This is a genomic window from Micromonospora sp. NPDC050495 (assembly GCF_040655175.1).
Taxonomy (GTDB): Bacteria; Actinomycetota; Actinomycetes; order Mycobacteriales; family Micromonosporaceae; genus Micromonospora.
Map to the genome: position 1 here is coordinate 1 of NZ_JBFAJK010000016.1, position 16257 is coordinate 16257.

17 protein-coding genes are annotated in these 16257 nt (G+C 75.0%); 7 read left to right on the forward strand and 10 right to left on the reverse strand.

Features of this window, described 5'->3' with window-relative positions:
• Together AB0I11_RS17615 and glpK are read right to left on the reverse strand one after the other, a co-directional pair.
• On the reverse strand, window positions 1-275 hold a 275-nt coding region (locus AB0I11_RS17615; RefSeq protein ID WP_357320856.1), incomplete at its 3' end, for an endo-1,4-beta-xylanase.
• A 366-nt stretch (window positions 276-641) separates the two neighbouring features.
• Window positions 642-2129 carry a glycerol kinase GlpK gene (gene glpK / locus AB0I11_RS17620; protein WP_357320859.1) on the reverse strand — a complete coding sequence of 496 codons (1488 nt, stop codon included), beginning with the start codon at window positions 2127-2129 and terminating at the stop codon, window positions 642-644.
• 64 nt (window positions 2130-2193) lie between these two features.
• Between glpK and AB0I11_RS17625 the strand changes: the two genes are divergently transcribed.
• The gene (locus AB0I11_RS17625) at window positions 2194-3132 is read left to right on the forward strand and encodes a ribose-phosphate pyrophosphokinase (protein WP_357320862.1); all 939 of its coding nucleotides are present in this window, start codon (window positions 2194-2196) and stop codon (window positions 3130-3132) included.
• A gap of 67 nt (window positions 3133-3199) precedes the next feature.
• Here the strand turns inward: AB0I11_RS17625 and AB0I11_RS17630 are convergent, their stop codons facing one another.
• Window positions 3200-3667: an ATP-binding protein gene (locus AB0I11_RS17630; protein ID WP_357320864.1), complete on the reverse strand. Its 468-nt coding sequence runs from the start codon at window positions 3665-3667 to the stop codon at window positions 3200-3202.
• 115 nt (window positions 3668-3782) lie between these two features.
• Here AB0I11_RS17630 and AB0I11_RS17635 point away from each other — a divergent pair, with 115 nt between their 5' ends.
• Window positions 3783-4907: a DUF5931 domain-containing protein gene (locus tag AB0I11_RS17635; RefSeq protein WP_357320869.1), complete on the forward strand. Its 1125-nt coding sequence runs from the start codon at window positions 3783-3785 to the stop codon at window positions 4905-4907.
• 11 nt (window positions 4908-4918) lie between these two features.
• On the forward strand, window positions 4919-5551 hold the full coding sequence (locus tag AB0I11_RS17640) for a response regulator transcription factor (RefSeq protein WP_357321174.1): 633 nt from the start codon (window positions 4919-4921) through the stop codon (window positions 5549-5551).
• A gap of 4 nt (window positions 5552-5555) precedes the next feature.
• Here AB0I11_RS17640 and AB0I11_RS17645 read toward each other — a convergent pair whose 3' ends face one another.
• The 3 genes from AB0I11_RS17645 to AB0I11_RS17655 all read right to left on the reverse strand — a co-directional run bounded on the left by AB0I11_RS17645 (window position 5556) and on the right by AB0I11_RS17655 (window position 7994).
• Window positions 5556-6128, reverse strand: a complete 573-nt coding sequence (locus AB0I11_RS17645) for a DUF5709 domain-containing protein (RefSeq protein ID WP_357320872.1) — start codon at window positions 6126-6128, stop codon at window positions 5556-5558.
• Between the two features lie 80 nt (window positions 6129-6208).
• On the reverse strand, window positions 6209-6937 hold the full coding sequence (locus tag AB0I11_RS17650) for an ATP-binding protein (RefSeq protein ID WP_357320874.1): 729 nt from the start codon (window positions 6935-6937) through the stop codon (window positions 6209-6211).
• 58 nt (window positions 6938-6995) lie between these two features.
• Complete coding sequence (locus AB0I11_RS17655; protein WP_357320877.1) at window positions 6996-7994, reverse strand: SDR family oxidoreductase; 999 nt, start codon at window positions 7992-7994, stop codon at window positions 6996-6998.
• Window positions 7995-8227: 233 nt separating this feature from the next.
• On the opposite strand from AB0I11_RS17655, the gene AB0I11_RS17660 reads away from it, so the two are divergent.
• Window positions 8228-9478 (forward strand): glycosyltransferase, encoded by a 1251-nt coding sequence (locus tag AB0I11_RS17660; protein ID WP_357320879.1) that lies wholly within the window; start codon window positions 8228-8230, stop codon window positions 9476-9478.
• Between the two features lie 91 nt (window positions 9479-9569).
• On the opposite strand, the gene AB0I11_RS17665 is transcribed toward AB0I11_RS17660, so the two are convergent.
• From AB0I11_RS17665 to aroA, 4 genes are all read right to left on the reverse strand, one after another.
• Entirely contained in the window at window positions 9570-10439 is an 870-nt protein-coding gene (locus AB0I11_RS17665; RefSeq protein ID WP_357321177.1) for a hypothetical protein, read from the reverse strand.
• Between the two features lie 60 nt (window positions 10440-10499).
• On the reverse strand, window positions 10500-11318 hold the full coding sequence (gene hisN, locus AB0I11_RS17670; RefSeq protein ID WP_357320882.1) for a histidinol-phosphatase: 819 nt from the start codon (window positions 11316-11318) through the stop codon (window positions 10500-10502).
• 157 nt (window positions 11319-11475) lie between these two features.
• Window positions 11476-12606: a ribosome small subunit-dependent GTPase A gene (gene rsgA / locus AB0I11_RS17675; protein ID WP_357320885.1), complete on the reverse strand. Its 1131-nt coding sequence runs from the start codon at window positions 12604-12606 to the stop codon at window positions 11476-11478.
• Window positions 12576-13877 carry a 3-phosphoshikimate 1-carboxyvinyltransferase gene (gene aroA / locus AB0I11_RS17680; protein WP_357320888.1) on the reverse strand — a complete coding sequence of 434 codons (1302 nt, stop codon included), beginning with the start codon at window positions 13875-13877 and terminating at the stop codon, window positions 12576-12578. Before aroA ends, rsgA begins: the two co-directional genes overlap by 31 nt.
• 102 nt (window positions 13878-13979) lie before the next feature.
• Here aroA and AB0I11_RS17685 point away from each other — a divergent pair, with 102 nt between their 5' ends.
• The 3 genes from AB0I11_RS17685 to AB0I11_RS17695 all read left to right on the forward strand — a co-directional run bounded on the left by AB0I11_RS17685 (window position 13980) and on the right by AB0I11_RS17695 (window position 16174).
• Window positions 13980-14690, forward strand: a complete 711-nt coding sequence (locus AB0I11_RS17685) for an SOS response-associated peptidase (RefSeq protein ID WP_357320891.1) — start codon at window positions 13980-13982, stop codon at window positions 14688-14690.
• Window positions 14691-14901: 211 nt separating this feature from the next.
• Window positions 14902-15294: a WhiB family transcriptional regulator gene (locus AB0I11_RS17690; RefSeq protein WP_046563345.1), complete on the forward strand. Its 393-nt coding sequence runs from the start codon at window positions 14902-14904 to the stop codon at window positions 15292-15294.
• A gap of 262 nt (window positions 15295-15556) precedes the next feature.
• Window positions 15557-16174 carry an alpha/beta family hydrolase gene (locus AB0I11_RS17695; protein WP_357320894.1) on the forward strand — a complete coding sequence of 206 codons (618 nt, stop codon included), beginning with the start codon at window positions 15557-15559 and terminating at the stop codon, window positions 16172-16174.
• Window positions 16175-16257 lie beyond the last annotated feature (83 nt).

A 16257-nucleotide genomic window follows, 5' to 3' on the forward strand; every position in this document is an offset into this window, starting at 1 on the left:
ATCTCGTTCTCAGCCGTGATCATGTTGAACTCACGCGCCGCGATCGTGCTGTACGTCGAGTCACCGAGCCGGCCCGCCGCGATCGCCGTGCCGAAATACCGGCCCGACTGCGCGGCCGCCGCACCCAACGTGCTCGCCGCGGCGTTCGCCGACGGCATCACCATCACGGCACCCATCGCCGCGACGGCGGCGACGGTGCCGCCGATCAGCAGGCGGAACCTTAACGAGCGGCTCTGGGGGGAGTCAGCGGAGCGGGCAGGGGAACTGGTTGCCACGGTGGCCTCCTTTCTCGGGTCTGGGCCCCGGACGCCGAGCACCACACACCGGGCTGGCCGCAGCCGCCGCGCGTGCGAATCGGGATCGGTGGATCGCGTGACCTGGACCGGCGAACGACAGGTTTCAATGCCAGGTCATGCTGGCATGGCAACATCCCGGAAACAATGGGTTCCGGAAAACTTCCGGCAAGCTCTACTCGGCAAGGGTTCCGGAACGGGGGCAGGCTGCCGCCTCTACCAGCGGTTCTGATGGTTCCGGCGGCCTCCGGGCGGACCAATGGCCGGCAGGAGTGGCGGATCCGGTGGGGTGCCGTGCCGGACCGAAAGGTTGAAACTTCCGGGATTCGCTCGGTCTGAACGGGGGCCCTAGTCGTCCACCCAGTCGAGGGTGCGCTGCACGGCCTTGCGCCAGTTGCGCAGCTCCCGGTCGCGGTGCGCCGGGTCCATGGCGGGCTCCCAGCGGGCGTCCGAACGCCACTGCTCGCGCAGGGTGGCCAGGTCCGGCCAGAAGCCCACCGCGAGGCCCGCGGCGTACGCGGCGCCCAGGCAGGTGGTCTCGGTGATCCGGGAGCGCACCACCGGCACGTCGAGCACGTCGGCGAGGAACTGCATGAGCAGCGCGTTGCCGGTCATCCCGCCGTCCACCCGCAACCGCCGCAACGCCACGTCGGAGTCGGCGTCCATCGCGTCGACCACCTCGCGGGTCTGCCAGGCGGTCGCCTCGAGCGCCGCCCTGGCCAGGTGCCCCTTGGTGATGTAGCCGGTCAGCCCGGCGATCACCCCCCGGGCGTCGCTGCGCCAGTGCGGGGCGAACAGCCCGGAGAACGCCGGCACCACGTAGCAGCCGCCGTTGTCGTCGACGGTGCGGGCCAGCTCCTCGACCTGCGCGGCGGTCGAGATCAGGCCGAGGTTGTCCCGCAGCCACTGGACCAGCGAGCCGGTGACCGCGATGGCGCCCTCCAGCGCGTACACCGCGGGCTGGCCGTCGATCCGGTAGGCGACCGTGGTGAGCAGGCCGTGCCGGGACGGGACCGCGCTGGCGCCGGTGTTGAGCAGCAGGAAGCTGCCGGTGCCGTAGGTGCACTTGGCCTCGCCGGGCTGGAAGCAGGTCTGCCCGAAGAGGGCGGCCTGCTGGTCGCCGAGCGCGCTGGCCACCGGCACCCCGGCGAGCAGCTCGTCGGCGGTGCCGTAGACCTCGCTGGAGGAGCGGATCTCCGGCAGCATGGCCGCCGGCACCCGCAGCGCGTCGAGCAGCTCCGGATCCCAGTCCAGGGTTTCCAGACCCATCAGCATGGTGCGGCTGGCGTTGGTCACGTCGGTGACGTGCCGGCCGGTCAGCTTCCAGATCAGCCAGCTGTCCATGGTGCCGAAGAGGACCTCGCCCCGCTCGGCGCGCTCGCGCAGCCCGTCCACGTGGTCCAACAGCCAGCGCAGCTTCGGCCCGGCGAAGTAGGTGGCCAGGGTGAGGCCGGTGCGGGCCCGCAGCCGCTCCTCACCGTACGTCTCGGCCAGCTCGCGCAGCACCGGGCCGGTGCGGGTGTCCTGCCAGACGATGGCCGGGGCCACCGGGCGGCCGGTGGCCCGGTCCCAGACCACGGTGGTCTCCCGCTGGTTGGTGATGCCGACCGCGGCCAGCCCGTCCGGCCCGGTGCCGGCGGCGGCGAGCGCCTCCGTCACCACCTGCCGCACGTTGGCCCAGATCTCCTCGGCGTCGTGCTCGACCCAGCCGGGCTGGGGAAAGATCTGCCGGTGCTCGCGCTGGGCCACGGAGACGATCGCTCCGGACCGGTCGAACACGATGCACCGGGAGGAGGTGGTGCCCTGATCGATGGCGGCGACGAAGTCTCCGGTCACGGCAGCACCGTACCCGGCGGAAGCGTCCGGCGCCTCCCCCGGCCGCCCCGTACGATCATCAGGCGTGCGTGACATTGCCGTGTTCAGCGGGACCGCCCACCCCGACCTCGCCGCCGAGATCTGTGCCCACCTGGGCGTGCCGCTGCACCCGGTGCGGGTGTCCCGGTTCGCCAACGACTGCCTCGAGGTGCAGTTGCAGGCCAACTGCCGGGAGCGCGACGTCTTCCTGATCCAGCCGTTGGTGCCACCGGTGCAGGAGCACCTGGTGGAACTGCTGCTCATGATCGATGCGGCCCGGGGCGCGTCGGCCGGCCGGATCACCGTGGTGCTGCCGCACTACGCGTACGCCCGGTCGGACAAGAAGGACGCGCCGCGCATCTCCATCGGCGGCCGGTTGGTCGCCGACCTGCTCACCTCGGCCGGCGCGGACCGGGTGCTCGCGATGACCCTGCACTCGCCGCAGGTGCACGGCTTCTTCAGCGTGCCGGTGGACCACCTGCACGCGCTGCGCGAGCTGGCCGCCCACTTTACCCGCTACGACCTGGCCAACGCCGTGGTGGTCTCGCCGGACCTGGGCAACGCCAAGGAGGCCGCCGCGTTCGCCCGGATGCTCGGCACGCCGGTGGCGGCCGGGGCGAAGCAGCGGTTCCGGGACGACCGCGTGAAGATCAGCACGGTGATCGGCGAGGTGGCCGACCGGGACGTGATCGTGCTCGACGACGAGATCGCCAAGGGCAGTACGGTGATCGAGTTGATGGCCCACCTGCGCGAGCGGAAGGTCCGCTCGATCCGGCTGGCCTGCACCCACGGCCTCTTCTCCGGCGACGCGCTGGAGCGGTTGAGCGCCCAGGACGGCGTGTTGGAGATCGTCTGCACCAACACGGTGCCGATCCCGGCCGAGAAGCGGGTGCCGGAGCTGACGGTGCTGTCGGTGGCGCCGGCCCTGGCCGAGGCGATGCGCCGGATCCACAACGGCGAGTCGGTGAGCGCGCTCTTCGCCTGAGGCGGCGAGGGCGGTCAGCTCTCGGCGGGCTCGGTGGGCGCGCTCTTCGCCTGAGGCAGTGGGGCGGTCAGTTCTCGGCGGGCTCGGCGACCTGCTGCCGAGCGGCCAGCGTGGCGCTGATCCGCACGATCGTGCCGGCCTGGCCGGTCTGCACCGCCATGGTGTCGCTCAGCTCCCGGGCCAACCAGAGCCCCCAGCCGCCGGCGGCGTCCGGAGCGGGCCGGTCGCGGTCGTTGAGCTGCCGCGCGCTGATCCCCTGGCCGTGGTCGGCGACCTCGCAGAGCAGTTGGCCGTCCTGCTGCCACAACCGCAGCCGGCCCTGGCCGCCGCCGTGCCGCACAGCGTTGGTGATCAGCTCGTTGACCGCCAGCACGAAGTCGTCGAGCCGCTGGCCGGCCAGCCCGGCGCCGCGCGCACAGGAGGTGACCGAGTGGCGTAGCTCGGTCACCCGCCCCTGGTCGAAGGCTTCGGCGATGAGGAGGGAAGGTTCGATGGGCACAACCGTACGCGGTGCGGGGGGTTCTGCATTCGTCATGGCCCCGTCCCGACGGTTGATCTCGACGATTTTCGCGGCATTTCCACCGTACGTCAGGGTTTCCCGAGCCGCACCCACCACCCCGTCCCGCGTCGGTTATGGGATGGTGGCGCGCATGCCGTCGTCCCCGGGTGGTCTGGAGGTCCCGCTCTGGCGGTCGATCGCGGTGTTCCGCTTCGCCTCGCTGGCGTACGTGGGGCTGCTGGTCCTGCGCGACGCGGACCGGTACGCGCACCCGCTCGCCGCCGGCGGCGTACTCCTGGTCATGCTCGCCTGGAGCACGGCGACCGCGGCCGGCTACGCGCGCCCGGCGGGGCGGCGCTGGCCGCTGCTCCTGGCCGACCTCGGCGTGGTCCTGGCGATCATGCTGGCCAACCCCTGGGTGGTGGGCCGCGCGGCGCTCGCCGCCGGCGTGCCCACGCTGACCGTGGCCTGGCAGGCCGGGCCGGTGCTGGCCTGGGCGGTCTCCGGCGGGCGGCGGCGCGGCGCGGTCGCCGCCCTGGTGCTCGGCGGGACCGACCTGGTCGCCCGGGAGCGGGTCAGCCAGTCCTCGCTCACCGGGGTGATCCTGATGCTGCTGGCCGGGGTGGTGGTCGGGCACGTCGCCCGGCTCGCGGTGACCGCCGAGCAGCGGCTGCAACGGGCGGTGGAGCTGGAGGCGGCCAGCCGCGAGCGGGAGCGGCTGGCCCGGGACATCCACGACTCGGTGCTCCAGGTGCTGGCGCTGGTGCAGCGGCGCGGCGCCGAACTGGACGGCGAGGCGGGCGAGCTGGCCCGGCTCGCCGGTGAGCAGGAGGCGGCGCTGCGGGCGCTGATCGGCCGCGCCGGCGCCGCCCCGGCCGAGGAGGGCGACGCCCGGGACCTGCGCGACCTGCTCGACCGGTACGCCTCGGCGACGGTCGAGGTGGCCGCGCCGGCCACGCCGGTGCAGCTGCCCGCCCGGGTGGCCGGCGAGCTGGCCGCCGCCGTGGGCGCGGCGCTGGACAACGTGGCCCGGCACGCCGCCGGGCGGGCCTGGGTGCTGATCGAGGACGAGGGGGAGACGGTGACGGTCTCGGTACGCGACGAAGGGCCGGGCATCCCGGCTGGGCGGCTGGTCGAGGCCGTCGCGCAGGGCCGGCTCGGGGTGGCCCAGTCGATCCAGGGCCGGGTGGCCGACCTGGGCGGCCAGGTGCGGATCGTCTCCGCCCCGGGCGCCGGTACGGAGATCGAGTTGAGCGTGCCGAGGGGTGACCGGTGAGCATCCGGGTGATGGTGGTCGACGACCACCCGATGTGGCGCGAGGGCGTGGCCCGCGACCTGACCGAGGCCGGCTACCTGGTGGTGGCGACCAGCGGGGAGGGCCGGCAGGCGATCCGGGTCGCCCCGGCGGCCCGCCCCGACGTGGTCGTGCTCGACCTGCAACTGCCGGACGTCTCCGGGGTCGAGGTGATCCGCGGGCTGCGCGCCGCGCTGCCGCAGGTGCGGGTGCTGATGCTGTCGGCCAGCGGCGAGCCGCAGAGCGTGCTGGACGCGGTGAAGGCCGGCGCCACCGGCTACCTGGTCAAGTCGGCCGCGCCGGCCGAGTTCCTGGACGCGGTGGGCCGGACCGCGGCCGGCGAGCCGGTCTTCACGCCCGGGCTCGCCGGGCTGGTGCTGGGCGAGTACCGCCGGCTGGCCGCCGGGCCGGCCACCGCGGACGACGCGGCACCCCGGCTCACCGAACGGGAGACCGAGGTGCTGCGACTGGTGGCCAAGGGCCTGTCGTACAAGCAGATCGCCGAGCGGCTCGGGCTCTCCCACCGCACGGTGCAGAACCACGTGCAGAACACGCTCGGCAAGCTCCAGCTGCACAACCGGGTCGAGCTGACCCGGTACGCCATCGAGCGGGGCCTGGACGGCTGACCGGTCAGCTCGCCTCGGGCGGGCGGGTCTCGTGGATGGCCAGTTCCTCCGCGGTCGCCCCGCCGCCGGCCGAACCGGCGTCGTACGCGACGTTGTCGGTCTCCTGGTCGGTGTGGGCGCCCTCGTCCGGCTCGACCAGGCGGCCCACCTGGTGGTCGGCGACCGTACCGAGTTGGCCGTGGTCGTAGAGGGAGACCGGCGAGTGCGGGTCGGAGGTCGGGCCCGGGTCGATCACGTCCGCGTCGAGCTGGGCCTGCGCGGCGGCCTCCTCGCTGTCCGCCTCGGCGGCGATGTCCGGGTCGACCGGGCCGGCGAGCGGGTCGTCGGCGGGCCGCTCGTACTGCTCGCGATGGATCTTGTAGTCCAGTGACTCCCCGTCGAGCTGCTCCTCGGCGGTGGTGCCGAACTGGTCGACGGCCACCGGGGTCCGGTCGCCGGGCAGCTGGGCCGGCTCCGGGCCGTCCGCCTCGCGCCCGGTCAAGACGTCGTCGTTGGCCGTGGAGTCGTCGTCGGCGGTGTCGGGCAGGCCCTCCGCCTCGGGGTCGGACACGGGGGTGGGGTACTCGTCGTCGCGCATGACGGGGAACTACCCACTGCGCTCGCCGGATTAACCGCAACCGGCGGGGTGGATCGGGAGAAAGAGGGTCAAACCCGGCCTCAGCTCCGGAACGCCGCCTCGTCCTCGGCGTGCAGCACGCACCAGACCACCTTCCCGTCCGGCAGCGGAGTGCTGCCCCAGCACCGCGAGACCGTGTCGATGAGCAGCAGCCCGCGGCCCCCGGTCGAGGTCAGCGGCGCCAGCCCGGCGTACGCGGGCGGCCGCGACGAGTGATCGCGGACGGCGAGGTGGAGCGTGCCGTCGCGGGGGCCGACCCGCAGCGTCATCGGCGACCGGGCGTGGGCGACCCCGTTGTTGACCATCTCGGTCACCGCGATGCACGCCGGCTCGGCCAACTCCGGCATCCGCCACCGGGCGCAGCCGTCGGTGACCAGCGCGCGGGCCTCCCGGGCCGCCGCCACCACCGGCGGCAGGTCGGCGCTGAGCATCGCGGCCAGCGGTGCGGCGACCAGCGCGGCCTGCGCGGCGTCCAGCGTCGGGAAGACCGGGGCGTCGCCCGCCGGCGCGCCCGCCGGGTCCAGCACCAGCAGGCCGGCCGCCGGCCAGCCCGCCACCGCCCGGTGCACGTCGTCGACGACCGCCCGCGCCTGCGGCGCGACGATCCGCACCCCGGACAGGTCGACGATCACCGGGCCCGGCCGCTGCCAGAGCCGGGCCAGCAGCGCGTCCCGGACGGCATCCGCCCCGGGCAGGTCGAGCACCCCGGTCAGCCGGACGACGGCGGACGACTCGTCCGTCTCCACCAGGCATCGCACGTCCGTCGGCATGATCGTCCCATTGTGCATGCCCGCAGCGGCACGCGCACCCGGCCGGCTCACCCGTTCCTCACCGATCCGCCCTGGCCCGCCGGTTCATCGCGGCCATCGTGCCCACCGCGGTGCCCGCCGCGGCCAACCCGAAGGCGGCCGTCATCCGCACCAGCTGGCGGCGCCGGCCGTGCCAGCCGCCGGTCTGCTCGCCCGCCGCGTCCGGCCGGAACACGTTGCCGGTGCTGTCCAGCCGCACCCCGGGACCGAACTGGGTGCGCGCGGTGTACCAGCCGAGCACCCGCTCGGCCAGCGCCGGGGCGAGCCGCCACTGGAGCCCGAGCAGCCGCGCCGCGCCGCCCGCGTACGCCTCCCGACGCGGCCGGCGCAGCAGCCGGACGATCGTCTCGGCGACCACCTCCGGCGGGTAGACCGGCGGCGGTGGGACCAACTCCTGCCCGGTGTGGTTGGCGGCGTGCCGGAAGAACGGGGTGTCGATGGTGGCCGGCAGCACCGTGCAGACGGAGATGTGGCCGCGCCCGGTGACCCGCAGCTCCTGGCGGACCGTGTCGGACAGCCCGCGGATGCCGTGCTTGGCCGCGTTGTACGCCGACTGGTAGGGCATCGCGGCCTCGGCCAGCACCGAGGCGTTGTTGACCACCACGCCGCCGCCGGCCGCGTCCAGCCAGGGCAGCGCCGCCTTCGTCCCGTGCACCGTGCCGAGCAGGTTCACCGTCAGCACCCGGCGGAACTCCGCCACCGGGATCTCGTCGAAGAGCCCGACCACGCCCACCGCCGCGTTGTTGATCCAGGCGTCGATCCGGCCGAACTCCGCCGCCGCCTGCGCCGCGAGCTGCCGCACCGCCTCGGCATCGGTCACGTCGGTGGGCACCACCAGCGCCCGGCCGCCCAGCTCCCGGCAGTGTGCGGCGACCCGGCGCAGCGCGTCCTCGGAGCGGGCCGCGAGCACGACGTCGGCGCCCCGGCGGGCCAGCGCGTACGCGGTCGCCGCGCCGATCCCGCTGGAAGCCCCCGTGATCACCACCGTCGCGTCGTCCAGAGTGCGGGTGAGAGGCATTCCTCGCCCGTACCCCCGGCGCGGCCGGGTCATGCCGCCGGAGCAACGCGGATCACGGTTACCGCGCGGCCGTACGGGGCAGGTGTCACCAAGAACGGCGGAACGTCCGGGTGAGCAGCCCGGCCGGCCCGCCGGACCGGTCCCGATCTGCCAGGTTTCGGCGCAACGGGGCCGGGTTAATGGGACCCTCTGACCGGAGGACCACCGCTCGCGAGAACGCATGGAGGTGCACCATGCGCGTCGGCCTTGTGTGCGCGCACGCCGGCCCGTCCACCGACGGTCCCACCGTCGGCACGCACCAGCACGTCGCGCGGGTGGCGGCCGAACTCGCCGCACGGGGCCACGACGTCCGGGTGTACGAGCGCCGCGACGAGCCGAACCAGCCCGAGGTCGCCGAGGTCGGCGGGTACCGGCTGGAGCGGGTGCCGATCGGCCCGGCCAGCCCGCTGCCCACCGCCGAACTGGTCCCGTACGTGACCGACCTCGGCGCCTGGCTGGCCCGGCAGTGGTCGGGCGCCTGGGTGCCGGAGGTGGTGCACGGTCACTACTGGGTGGGCGGGCTGGCCGCCGCCCACGCCGTCCGCGAGACCGACATCCCGGTCGTGCAGACCTTCCACTCCCTCGGCGTCGAGCAGCTGCGCCACCTCGGGTCGCGCTACGACGGTCCGGGCGAGCGGATCCCGCTGGAACGGGCGCTGATCCGGGCCGTGGACATCGCCGTCGCCCAGTGCAACGACGAGGTCGACGAGCTGACCCGGATGGGGTTGCAGCGCACCTCCGTGGCCATGGTGCCCACCGGCGTCGACACCGAGCAGTTCCATCCCGACGGCGAGGCCGCCCCGCGCGACCAGCGCGCCCGCATCCTCTCCGTCGGCGGGCTCGCGCCCGGGCACGGACAGGAGGACCTGATCCGCGCCATGCGACTGGTCGGCGACGCCGAACTGGTCATCGCCGGCGGTCCGCCCGCCGAACAGCTCGCCGACCACGCCGAGGCCCGCCGGCTGCGCGAGCTGGCCGAGCACACCGGGGTGGGGGAGCAGGTCAAGCTCGTCGGCGCGGTGCCGCACGACCAGCTGGCCACCTGGTACCGCTCCGCCGACGTGGTCGCCTGCACCCCGCACTACGCCTCCGCCGGCCGGGTGTCGTTGGAGGCGATGGCCTGCGGCGTGCCCGTGGTCGGCTACGCGATGGGTGGCATCGCCGACGCGGTCGTCGACGAGGTGACCGGCAAGCTGATCCCGCCCGGCGACGTCCGGACCCTCGGGGTCACCCTGCGCCGGCTGCTCGCCGACAACGCCGGCCGGTTCGCGTACGGGCACGCGGCGGTCGACCGGGTCCGGTGCAGCTACACCTGGGAGCGGACGGCCGGCGCGCTGGAACGGCTCTACGAGCGGGTGATCGGCCGCCGCCGGCCGGCCGAGGCGGCGGAGCCGGCCCCGACCGTCGAGGTGGTCGCCGAGCGCGGGCCGGTCGAGGCGGCCTGACTCCGGCGCACTGCCGCGGCCGGGCCGGTCGAGGCTGGCTGACCCCGGCGCACTGCCGCGGCCGGGCCGGTCGAGGCTGGCTGACCCCGGTTCACTGCCGTGGCCGGGCCGCCGCCGCGGCGGCGATCATCGGGCGCTCCCGGGCGGCGCGGGCGACCGCGTGGTGGTGCTGCGGCTCCGCGTAGCGGGTCAGCCCGACCACCGCGGCCAGCGTGGCCAGGAAGCCGATCCCGGCCAGCCACTCCCGCCCCGGCCAGATCCGGTCGTTGAGCAGCAGCAGGCCGACGATCGCCGCGGGCACCGCGCCGGCGGCGTCCATCGCGGCCACCGCCGCCGTGGTGGAGCCGCGCTGCATGGCCAGGCCGAGCAGGAGCTGCCCGACCACCGAGTGGACGATCAGCAGGTAGAGCAGCGGATCCCGGACGAACGCCTCCGCCGAGTCGGCCGAGGCGAGCGGCCGGGCCGCCACCGCCGCCGCGGAGAACGCCATCCCGGCCAGCGAGCCGAGCACCACCGAGCCCGGCGGGCCGTGCAGCCGGGCCGCGAAGAAGCCGAGTACGGAGATCAGCCCGAGCGCGCCGACCAGCCCGACCAGCCCGGCCGTGCCGAGTTGCCGGGACGGCGCCGGCTCGGCGGCCAGCACCAGCGCGGTGATCCCGCCGAAGAGCAGCACCAGCAGCGCGACCTCGGCGGCCGGCAGGCGCCACTTGAGCACCACCACCCCGATCACCGCGGTCACCCCCAGCCCGGCCGCCACGCTGGCCTGGACCAGGAACAGCGGCAGGTCCCGGCGGGCCAGGAAGGCCAGCACGAACCCGGTGATCTGGCAGAGCAGCCCGACCAGGTAGGTGCGGTGGCCGGCCAGCCGCAGCAGCAGCCCCGGATCGAAGGTGTGGTGCACGGTGGTCCGCGCGGCGGCGATCGACTGGAGGAGGTTGGCGAAGCCGTACGCGACGATCATCGCCGCCAGGAAGCACCAACCGGAGGAAACCACCTGGCGAGGATAAGGGCTGTCGCCGGGTCAGTGCTCGGCCGGCCGGCCGAGCCGGGCCAAGATGTCGTCGTGCAGCAGGCCGTTGCTGGCGACCGCGCTGATCTCGTTCGGATTGGTCCCGGCGGGGGCCGGACGGCCGTCCAGGCTGGTGAAGGTCCCGCCCGCCTCGGTCACGATGGGCACCAGCGCGGCGATGTCCCAGAGCGACAGCTCCGGCTCCACCATCACCTCCAGCGCCCCCTCGGCGAGCAGCATGTAACCGTAGAAGTCGCCGTACGCGCGGCTGCGCCAGACGTCGCGCATGAGCTGGAGGACCGCGTCCAGCCGGCCCGCCTCCTCCCAGCCGGTCAGCGACGAGTAGCAGAAGCTGGCGCCGGCCAGCTCCTTGATGCCGGAGACCCGGATCGGCGTGCCGGCGGCCAGGTCCGGTCCCGCGTACGCGCCCGCGCCGCGCGCGCCCCACCAACGCCGGCCCAGCGCCGGGGCGGAGACCAGGCCGAGGACCGGGCGGTCCCCCTCCAGCAGCGCGATCAGGGTGCCCCAGACCGGCACGCCCCGGACGAAGTTCTTGGTGCCGTCGATCGGGTCGACCACCCAGCGCCGCCCGTCGGGGCCGGCCGCCGGCTGCTCGCCGTACTCCTCGCCGAGCAGGCCGTCGCCGGGCCGGTGCTCGGCCAGCAGGGCACGGATCGCCCGCTCGACGGCGGTGTCCGCGTCCGACACCGGGGTGAGGTCCGGCTTCGACTCGACCCGCAGGTCCAGGGCGCGGAACCGGGCCATGGAGATGGCGTCGGCGGCGTCCGCGAGTGTGTGGGCGAGGGCGAGGTCCTCGGCGTACCCGGTCATGGCGCAACGGTAGCGAGGCCGGCGCAGGCTCCCGGCCGCCGGGTCGTCGGCGTCCGCCGGTCGGGAGCGCCGGGTCGTCGGCGTCCGTCCGGGTCTGCAAGGTCGCCCGGGTCGGCGGGGTCCGCCCGGGTCGGCGGGGTCCGCCGGGGTCGGTGGGTCAGGAGCCGGCGAGGGGGTCGCCCGGGTTGCGCTCGACCTCGCGCGGGTCGCCCTCCCCGCTGCGGGAGGCCAGCAGCCGCCGGTACGACGCCAGCCGGCGCGGGTCCGCCCGGCCCGCCGCCACCCAGGCGTCCAGCGCGCAGTCCGCCTCGTCGGTGGTGTGCGGGCAGTTCGCCGGGCAGTCGACCGTCCCCTCCACGAGGTCGGGGAAGCCGTGCAGCAGGCTCTCGGCGGAGACGTGGGCCAGCCCGAAGCTGCGTACCCCGGGGGTGTCGATGATCCAGCCCGGGTCGTCGGTGCGGTCGTCGAGGGCGGGCAGCCGCAACGCCACCGCGCTGGTCGAGGTGTGCCGGCCCCGGCCGATCGCGCTGACCACGCCGACCGCCCGGTCGGCCGCCGGCACCAGCCGGTTGACCAGCGTCGACTTGCCCACCCCGGAGTGGCCCACCAGGACCGAGATCCGCCCGGCGAGCAGCGCGCGGAGCGCGGCCAGGTCGGCGTCCGGCTGGATCAGCACGTACGGCAGTTCCAGCTCGGTGTAGTAGCCGAGCACCGCCTCGGGGCCGGCCAGGTCGGCCTTGGTCAGGCAGAGCAGCGGCTCGATGCCGGCGTCGTACGCGGCCACCAGGCAGCGGTCGATGAACCCGGTGCGCGGCGGCGGGTCGGCCAGCGCGCTGACGATCACCAACTGGTCGGCGTTGGCCACGACCACCCGTTCCAACCGCCCTTCGGCGGTGGTGGCGTCGTCCTCGGCGGTGCGCCGCAGCACCGAACTGCGCTCGGCGATCCGGACGATCCGGGCCAGCGCCCCGGGCGCGCCCGAGGTGTCGCCGACCAGCCCGACCCGGTCGCCCACCACCACCGACTTGCGGCCCAGCTCGCGGGCGCGCATCGCGGTCACGGCCGGGACCGCCGGACCGTCGCCGGGGCGTACGCAGGTGTAGCGGCCCCGGTCCACGGCGATCACGAAGCCGTCGACCGCGTCCTCGTGCCGGGGCCGCGTCCGGGTACGCGGGCGCGAGGACTTCCCGGGCCGGACCCGGACGTCGTCCTCGTCGTACTCCCGCCGCCTGGTCGCCAGGACGTCCCCCCGTCGCGTCAGTTCTTGCCGGTCACCATCCCCGACCATAGTGCCGGGAACTCCGGCATGGTCTTCGAGGTGCACGCCACGTCGTCGACCTCGATCCCGGGGACGGCCAGCCCGGCCACCGCCGCCGCGTGCGCCATCCGGTGGTCGGCGTACGTCCGGAAGGTGCCGCCGCGCAGCGGGCGGGGCCGGATCTCCAGGCCGTCGCGGAACTCGGTGATGTCGGCGCCCAGCCCGGTGAACTCGGTGGCCAGCGCGGCGATCCGGTCGGTCTCGTGCCCCCGGATGTGCTCGACGCCGGTCAGCCGGGACGGCGAATCGGCGAGCATCGCCAGCGCGGTCAGCGCCGGGGTCAGCTCGCTGACGTCGGAGAGGTCCGCGTCCAGGCCGTGCACCACCCCGGTGCCCCGGACGGTCAGCCCGGCCGTGCCCAGCGTCACCTCCCCGCCCATCCGGGTGAGCAGGGTGCGGAGCTGTTCCACCGGCTGCATGCTGCTGTGCGGCCAGCCCTGGAGGGTCACCTCGCCGCCGGTGACCAGCGCGGCGGCGAAGAACGGCACCGCGCCGGAGAGGTCCGGCTCGATCTCCCAGCCCCGCCCGGTCAGCGGGCCCGGCTCGACGGCCCAGACGTCGGGCGTGCTGTCGTCGACCGCGGCCCCGGCGGCCCGCAGCATCTGCACGGTCATCCGCAGGTGCGGCGCCGAGGGCACCGGCGGCCCCTGGTGCCGGACCACCACGCCCCGGTCGAACCGGGGCGCGGCCAGCAGCAGGCCGGAGACGAGCTGGCTGGAGGCGGAGGCGTCGAGGACCACCTCGCCGCCGGCGACCCGGCCGGCGCCGAGGACGGCCAGCGGCAGGCTGCCGGTCTCCGGGGTGTCGATCCGTACGCCGAGGGAGCGCAGCGCGCCGATCAGCGGGCCGAGCGGGCGGACCCGGGTGTACGGGTCGCCGTCGAAGGTGACCCGACCCTCCGCCAGGGCGGCCACCGGGGGCAGGAAGCGCATCACCGTGCCGGCCAGGCCGACGTCGACGTGGGCCGGGCCGACCAACCGGTGCGGCCGGACCAGCCAGCGTTCGTCGTCGGAGACCGACACGTGCGCGCCCAGCTCCCGCAGCCCGCCGGCCATCAGCTCGGTGTCCCGGGCGCGCAGCGGCTGGGCGAGCGTGCTCGGCCCGCTGCCCAGCGCGCTGAGCACCAGGGCCCGCGCGGTCATCGACTTGGAGCCGGGCAGGCGCAGCGTGACGCCGACCGGATCGGTGGCGGTCGGCGGCGTCCACGGCTGCGGCGGGCGCGTAGCGGTCAGATTCCCCACGCTCACATTCTGCCAACTCCCGGAGCCGATGGAACCGCCCGTCGCCCCAGCTCCCGGCTGGCGGGACAACCGGGACGCCGGCGGCGCGTTAGCGTGTGCGCCATGTGCGGGAGGTACGCGACGACCCGGAGCGCGGGCGACCTGAGCGCGCTGTTCGAGTCGTACGACGAGACCGGCGGCGAGGTCGGCCCGGACTGGAACGTCGCCCCGACCGATCCGGTGCCGCTGGTACGCCTCGCGCCGGAGGGGCACCGGCTGCTGTCGGTGGGCCGCTGGGGTCTGCTGCCGCACTGGGCCCGCACCGCCGCGGGGGCGGCCCGCATGATCAACGCGCGGGCGGAGACGGTCGCCACCAGCCGGGCGTACGCGCCGTCCTTCGCCCGCCGGCGCTGCCTGGTCCCGGCCGACGGCTGGTACGAGTGGGTCCGCGAGCCGGGTGGCCGGCGGCAGCCGTACTTCATGACGCCCCGGGACGGCTCGGTGCTCAGCTTCGCCGGCATCTGGTCGGTCTGGGCGGCGGGCGACGCGGAGCTGCTCACCTTCAGCGTGCTCACCACCGCCGCCGTGGGCGAGCTGGCCGAGGTGCACGACCGGATGCCGCTGCTGCTGCCCCGCGAGCGCTGGGCGGACTGGCTCGGGCCGGCCGAGGATCAGGCCGCGCTGCTCGCCCCGCCGCCGGCGGAGTGGCTGGCCGGGCTGGAGATCCGCCCGGTCGCACCGGCGGTCGGCGACGTCCGGAACGACGGCCCGGAGCTCACTGCCCGGGTTCCCCTGGCGCGCGAGGAGGCGGCCGCGGACATGACGCTGTTCTGATCACGCTCAGCACATTGTCGTGTGCTGATTTGCCGGGGTTGGCCCTGAAAAGTCGCCCGGCCGTTCAGCCATGTTTGGGGATAGAGTCTTGTCTCCGTGTGCTCGAGTGCGATAGAACACAGCGCCGGCGTTGGGCGTCTGTCCGCACGGGGCGGATGGCACCCATCGATTCTTCATGATCAAGGCCGGTCCCACGGGGGAGGTGGGTGTATTGACACGGGCACGTATGCCCCGCCCGCACGAAGTCGCCGCCGCGCGCCGCGACCCGCGACTGTTGCGGGCGTTGCGCGAACGGCGACAGGACGAGGCGTGGCGGACCAGAGGGACCTGCCAGAGCGTGGATCCGGAGACGTTCTTTCCGGCACCCAACGAGCCGGCCGACGCGGCCGTCGCGCTCTGCCGCAGTTGTGAAGTCCAGGGATCCTGCCTGGCCTGGGCGCTGGAGGTGGGTGACTGCCACGGCGTCTGGGGCGGCACCACACCCCGCGAACGCCGGGCCATGCTGGTCGCCTGGCGTCAGGAGGTGCAGCCGGATCCGCACGCTCTCGACGAGGCCGGTCCGCCGGTCCGCGACCGCCTGCTCACCCTGGTGCCGCTGAGCTGACCGATGCCGCCGCCCGCGCTCCCGGTTCAGGGACCGTGGGCGGCGGCATTTCCCGGTGCTGCCGGGTTGCGGTCGACGGGGGATCGCCGGTCGGTTAACGGGCTTGCGGACCGTTTCCCGGCACCGCCGGGTCTGCCGGTCGGTGGACGGGGCGGTCCCGCGTTTCCCGGCACCGCCGGGTCTGCCGGTCGGTGGACGGGGCGGTCGCGCGTTTCCCGGCACTGCGGGGTTCGCGGGTCGGCGGGGGACGCAGAATGGGCCGGTGCCCCACGGCGACGAGATCGAGACACCGCGCGGCCCGGCCCGCGTCGACACCGACCTGCCCGGCGCGGCGTACTCCACCATGCTCGTGCTCGGTCACGGCGCCGGCGGCGACGTGGACGCCCCGGACCTGGTCGCCGTGCGGGACGCGCTGACCAAGGCCGGGCTGGGCGTGATCCGGGTGACCCAGCCCTACCGGGTCGCCGGCCGTCGAGCACCCGCCCCGGCCGGCCACCTCGACGAGGCCTGGCGAGCCGTACTGGCCGTGCTCCGGGAGCGCCACCCCACGGTGTCCCGCTGGATCGTGGGCGGCCGGTCCAGTGGCGCCCGGGTGGCCTGCCGTACCGCTCGGGAGGTCGGCGCCGCCGGCGTGGTCGCGCTGGCGTTCCCCCTGCACCCGCCGGGGCGTCCGGAGCGGTCCCGCGCCGACGAACTGGCCACCGGCCTGCCCACGCTGGTCGTCAACGGCGACCGCGACCCGTTCGGGGTTCCGGCGCCGGGGCCGGGCGTCGAGGTGGTCCTCCGCCCTGGCGAGCGGCACGACCTGCGCGGCGACCCGCCAGGGACCGCCGCGGTGGTGCGCGACTGGCTGCGCGCACAGGGCTGGACGCCGGCCTGACCCGACCTCCTCCCATCCGCCAGTCCTCAAGCCCTCGTCGCCCGCCGTCGGCCTCGGGCCTCGGCGTCCGGCGCCATCGACAC

Excerpts from the sequence above, each read along its gene's own strand:
- AB0I11_RS17640 (WP_357321174.1), top strand. The coding sequence starts at position 4,919 with ATGGTGGTCGACGACCACCCGATGTGGCGCGAGGGCGTGGCCCGCGAC.
- AB0I11_RS17660 (WP_357320879.1), top strand. The coding sequence starts at position 8,228 with ATGCGCGTCGGCCTTGTGTGCGCGCACGCCGGCCCGTCCACCGACGGT.
- AB0I11_RS17635 (WP_357320869.1), top strand. The coding sequence starts at position 3,783 with ATGCCGTCGTCCCCGGGTGGTCTGGAGGTCCCGCTCTGGCGGTCGATC.
- rsgA (WP_357320885.1), bottom strand. The coding sequence starts at position 12,606 with ATGGTCGGGGATGGTGACCGGCAAGAACTGACGCGACGGGGGGACGTC.
- AB0I11_RS17630 (WP_357320864.1), bottom strand. The coding sequence starts at position 3,667 with ATGACGAATGCAGAACCCCCCGCACCGCGTACGGTTGTGCCCATCGAA.
- AB0I11_RS17685 (WP_357320891.1), top strand. The coding sequence starts at position 13,980 with ATGTGCGGGAGGTACGCGACGACCCGGAGCGCGGGCGACCTGAGCGCG.
- AB0I11_RS17665 (WP_357321177.1), bottom strand. The coding sequence starts at position 10,439 with ATGATCGTCGCGTACGGCTTCGCCAACCTCCTCCAGTCGATCGCCGCC.
- AB0I11_RS17655 (WP_357320877.1), bottom strand. The coding sequence starts at position 7,994 with ATGCCTCTCACCCGCACTCTGGACGACGCGACGGTGGTGATCACGGGG.
- AB0I11_RS17650 (WP_357320874.1), bottom strand. The coding sequence starts at position 6,937 with ATGCCGACGGACGTGCGATGCCTGGTGGAGACGGACGAGTCGTCCGCC.
- AB0I11_RS17645 (WP_357320872.1), bottom strand. The coding sequence starts at position 6,128 with ATGCGCGACGACGAGTACCCCACCCCCGTGTCCGACCCCGAGGCGGAG.
- hisN (WP_357320882.1), bottom strand. The coding sequence starts at position 11,318 with ATGACCGGGTACGCCGAGGACCTCGCCCTCGCCCACACACTCGCGGAC.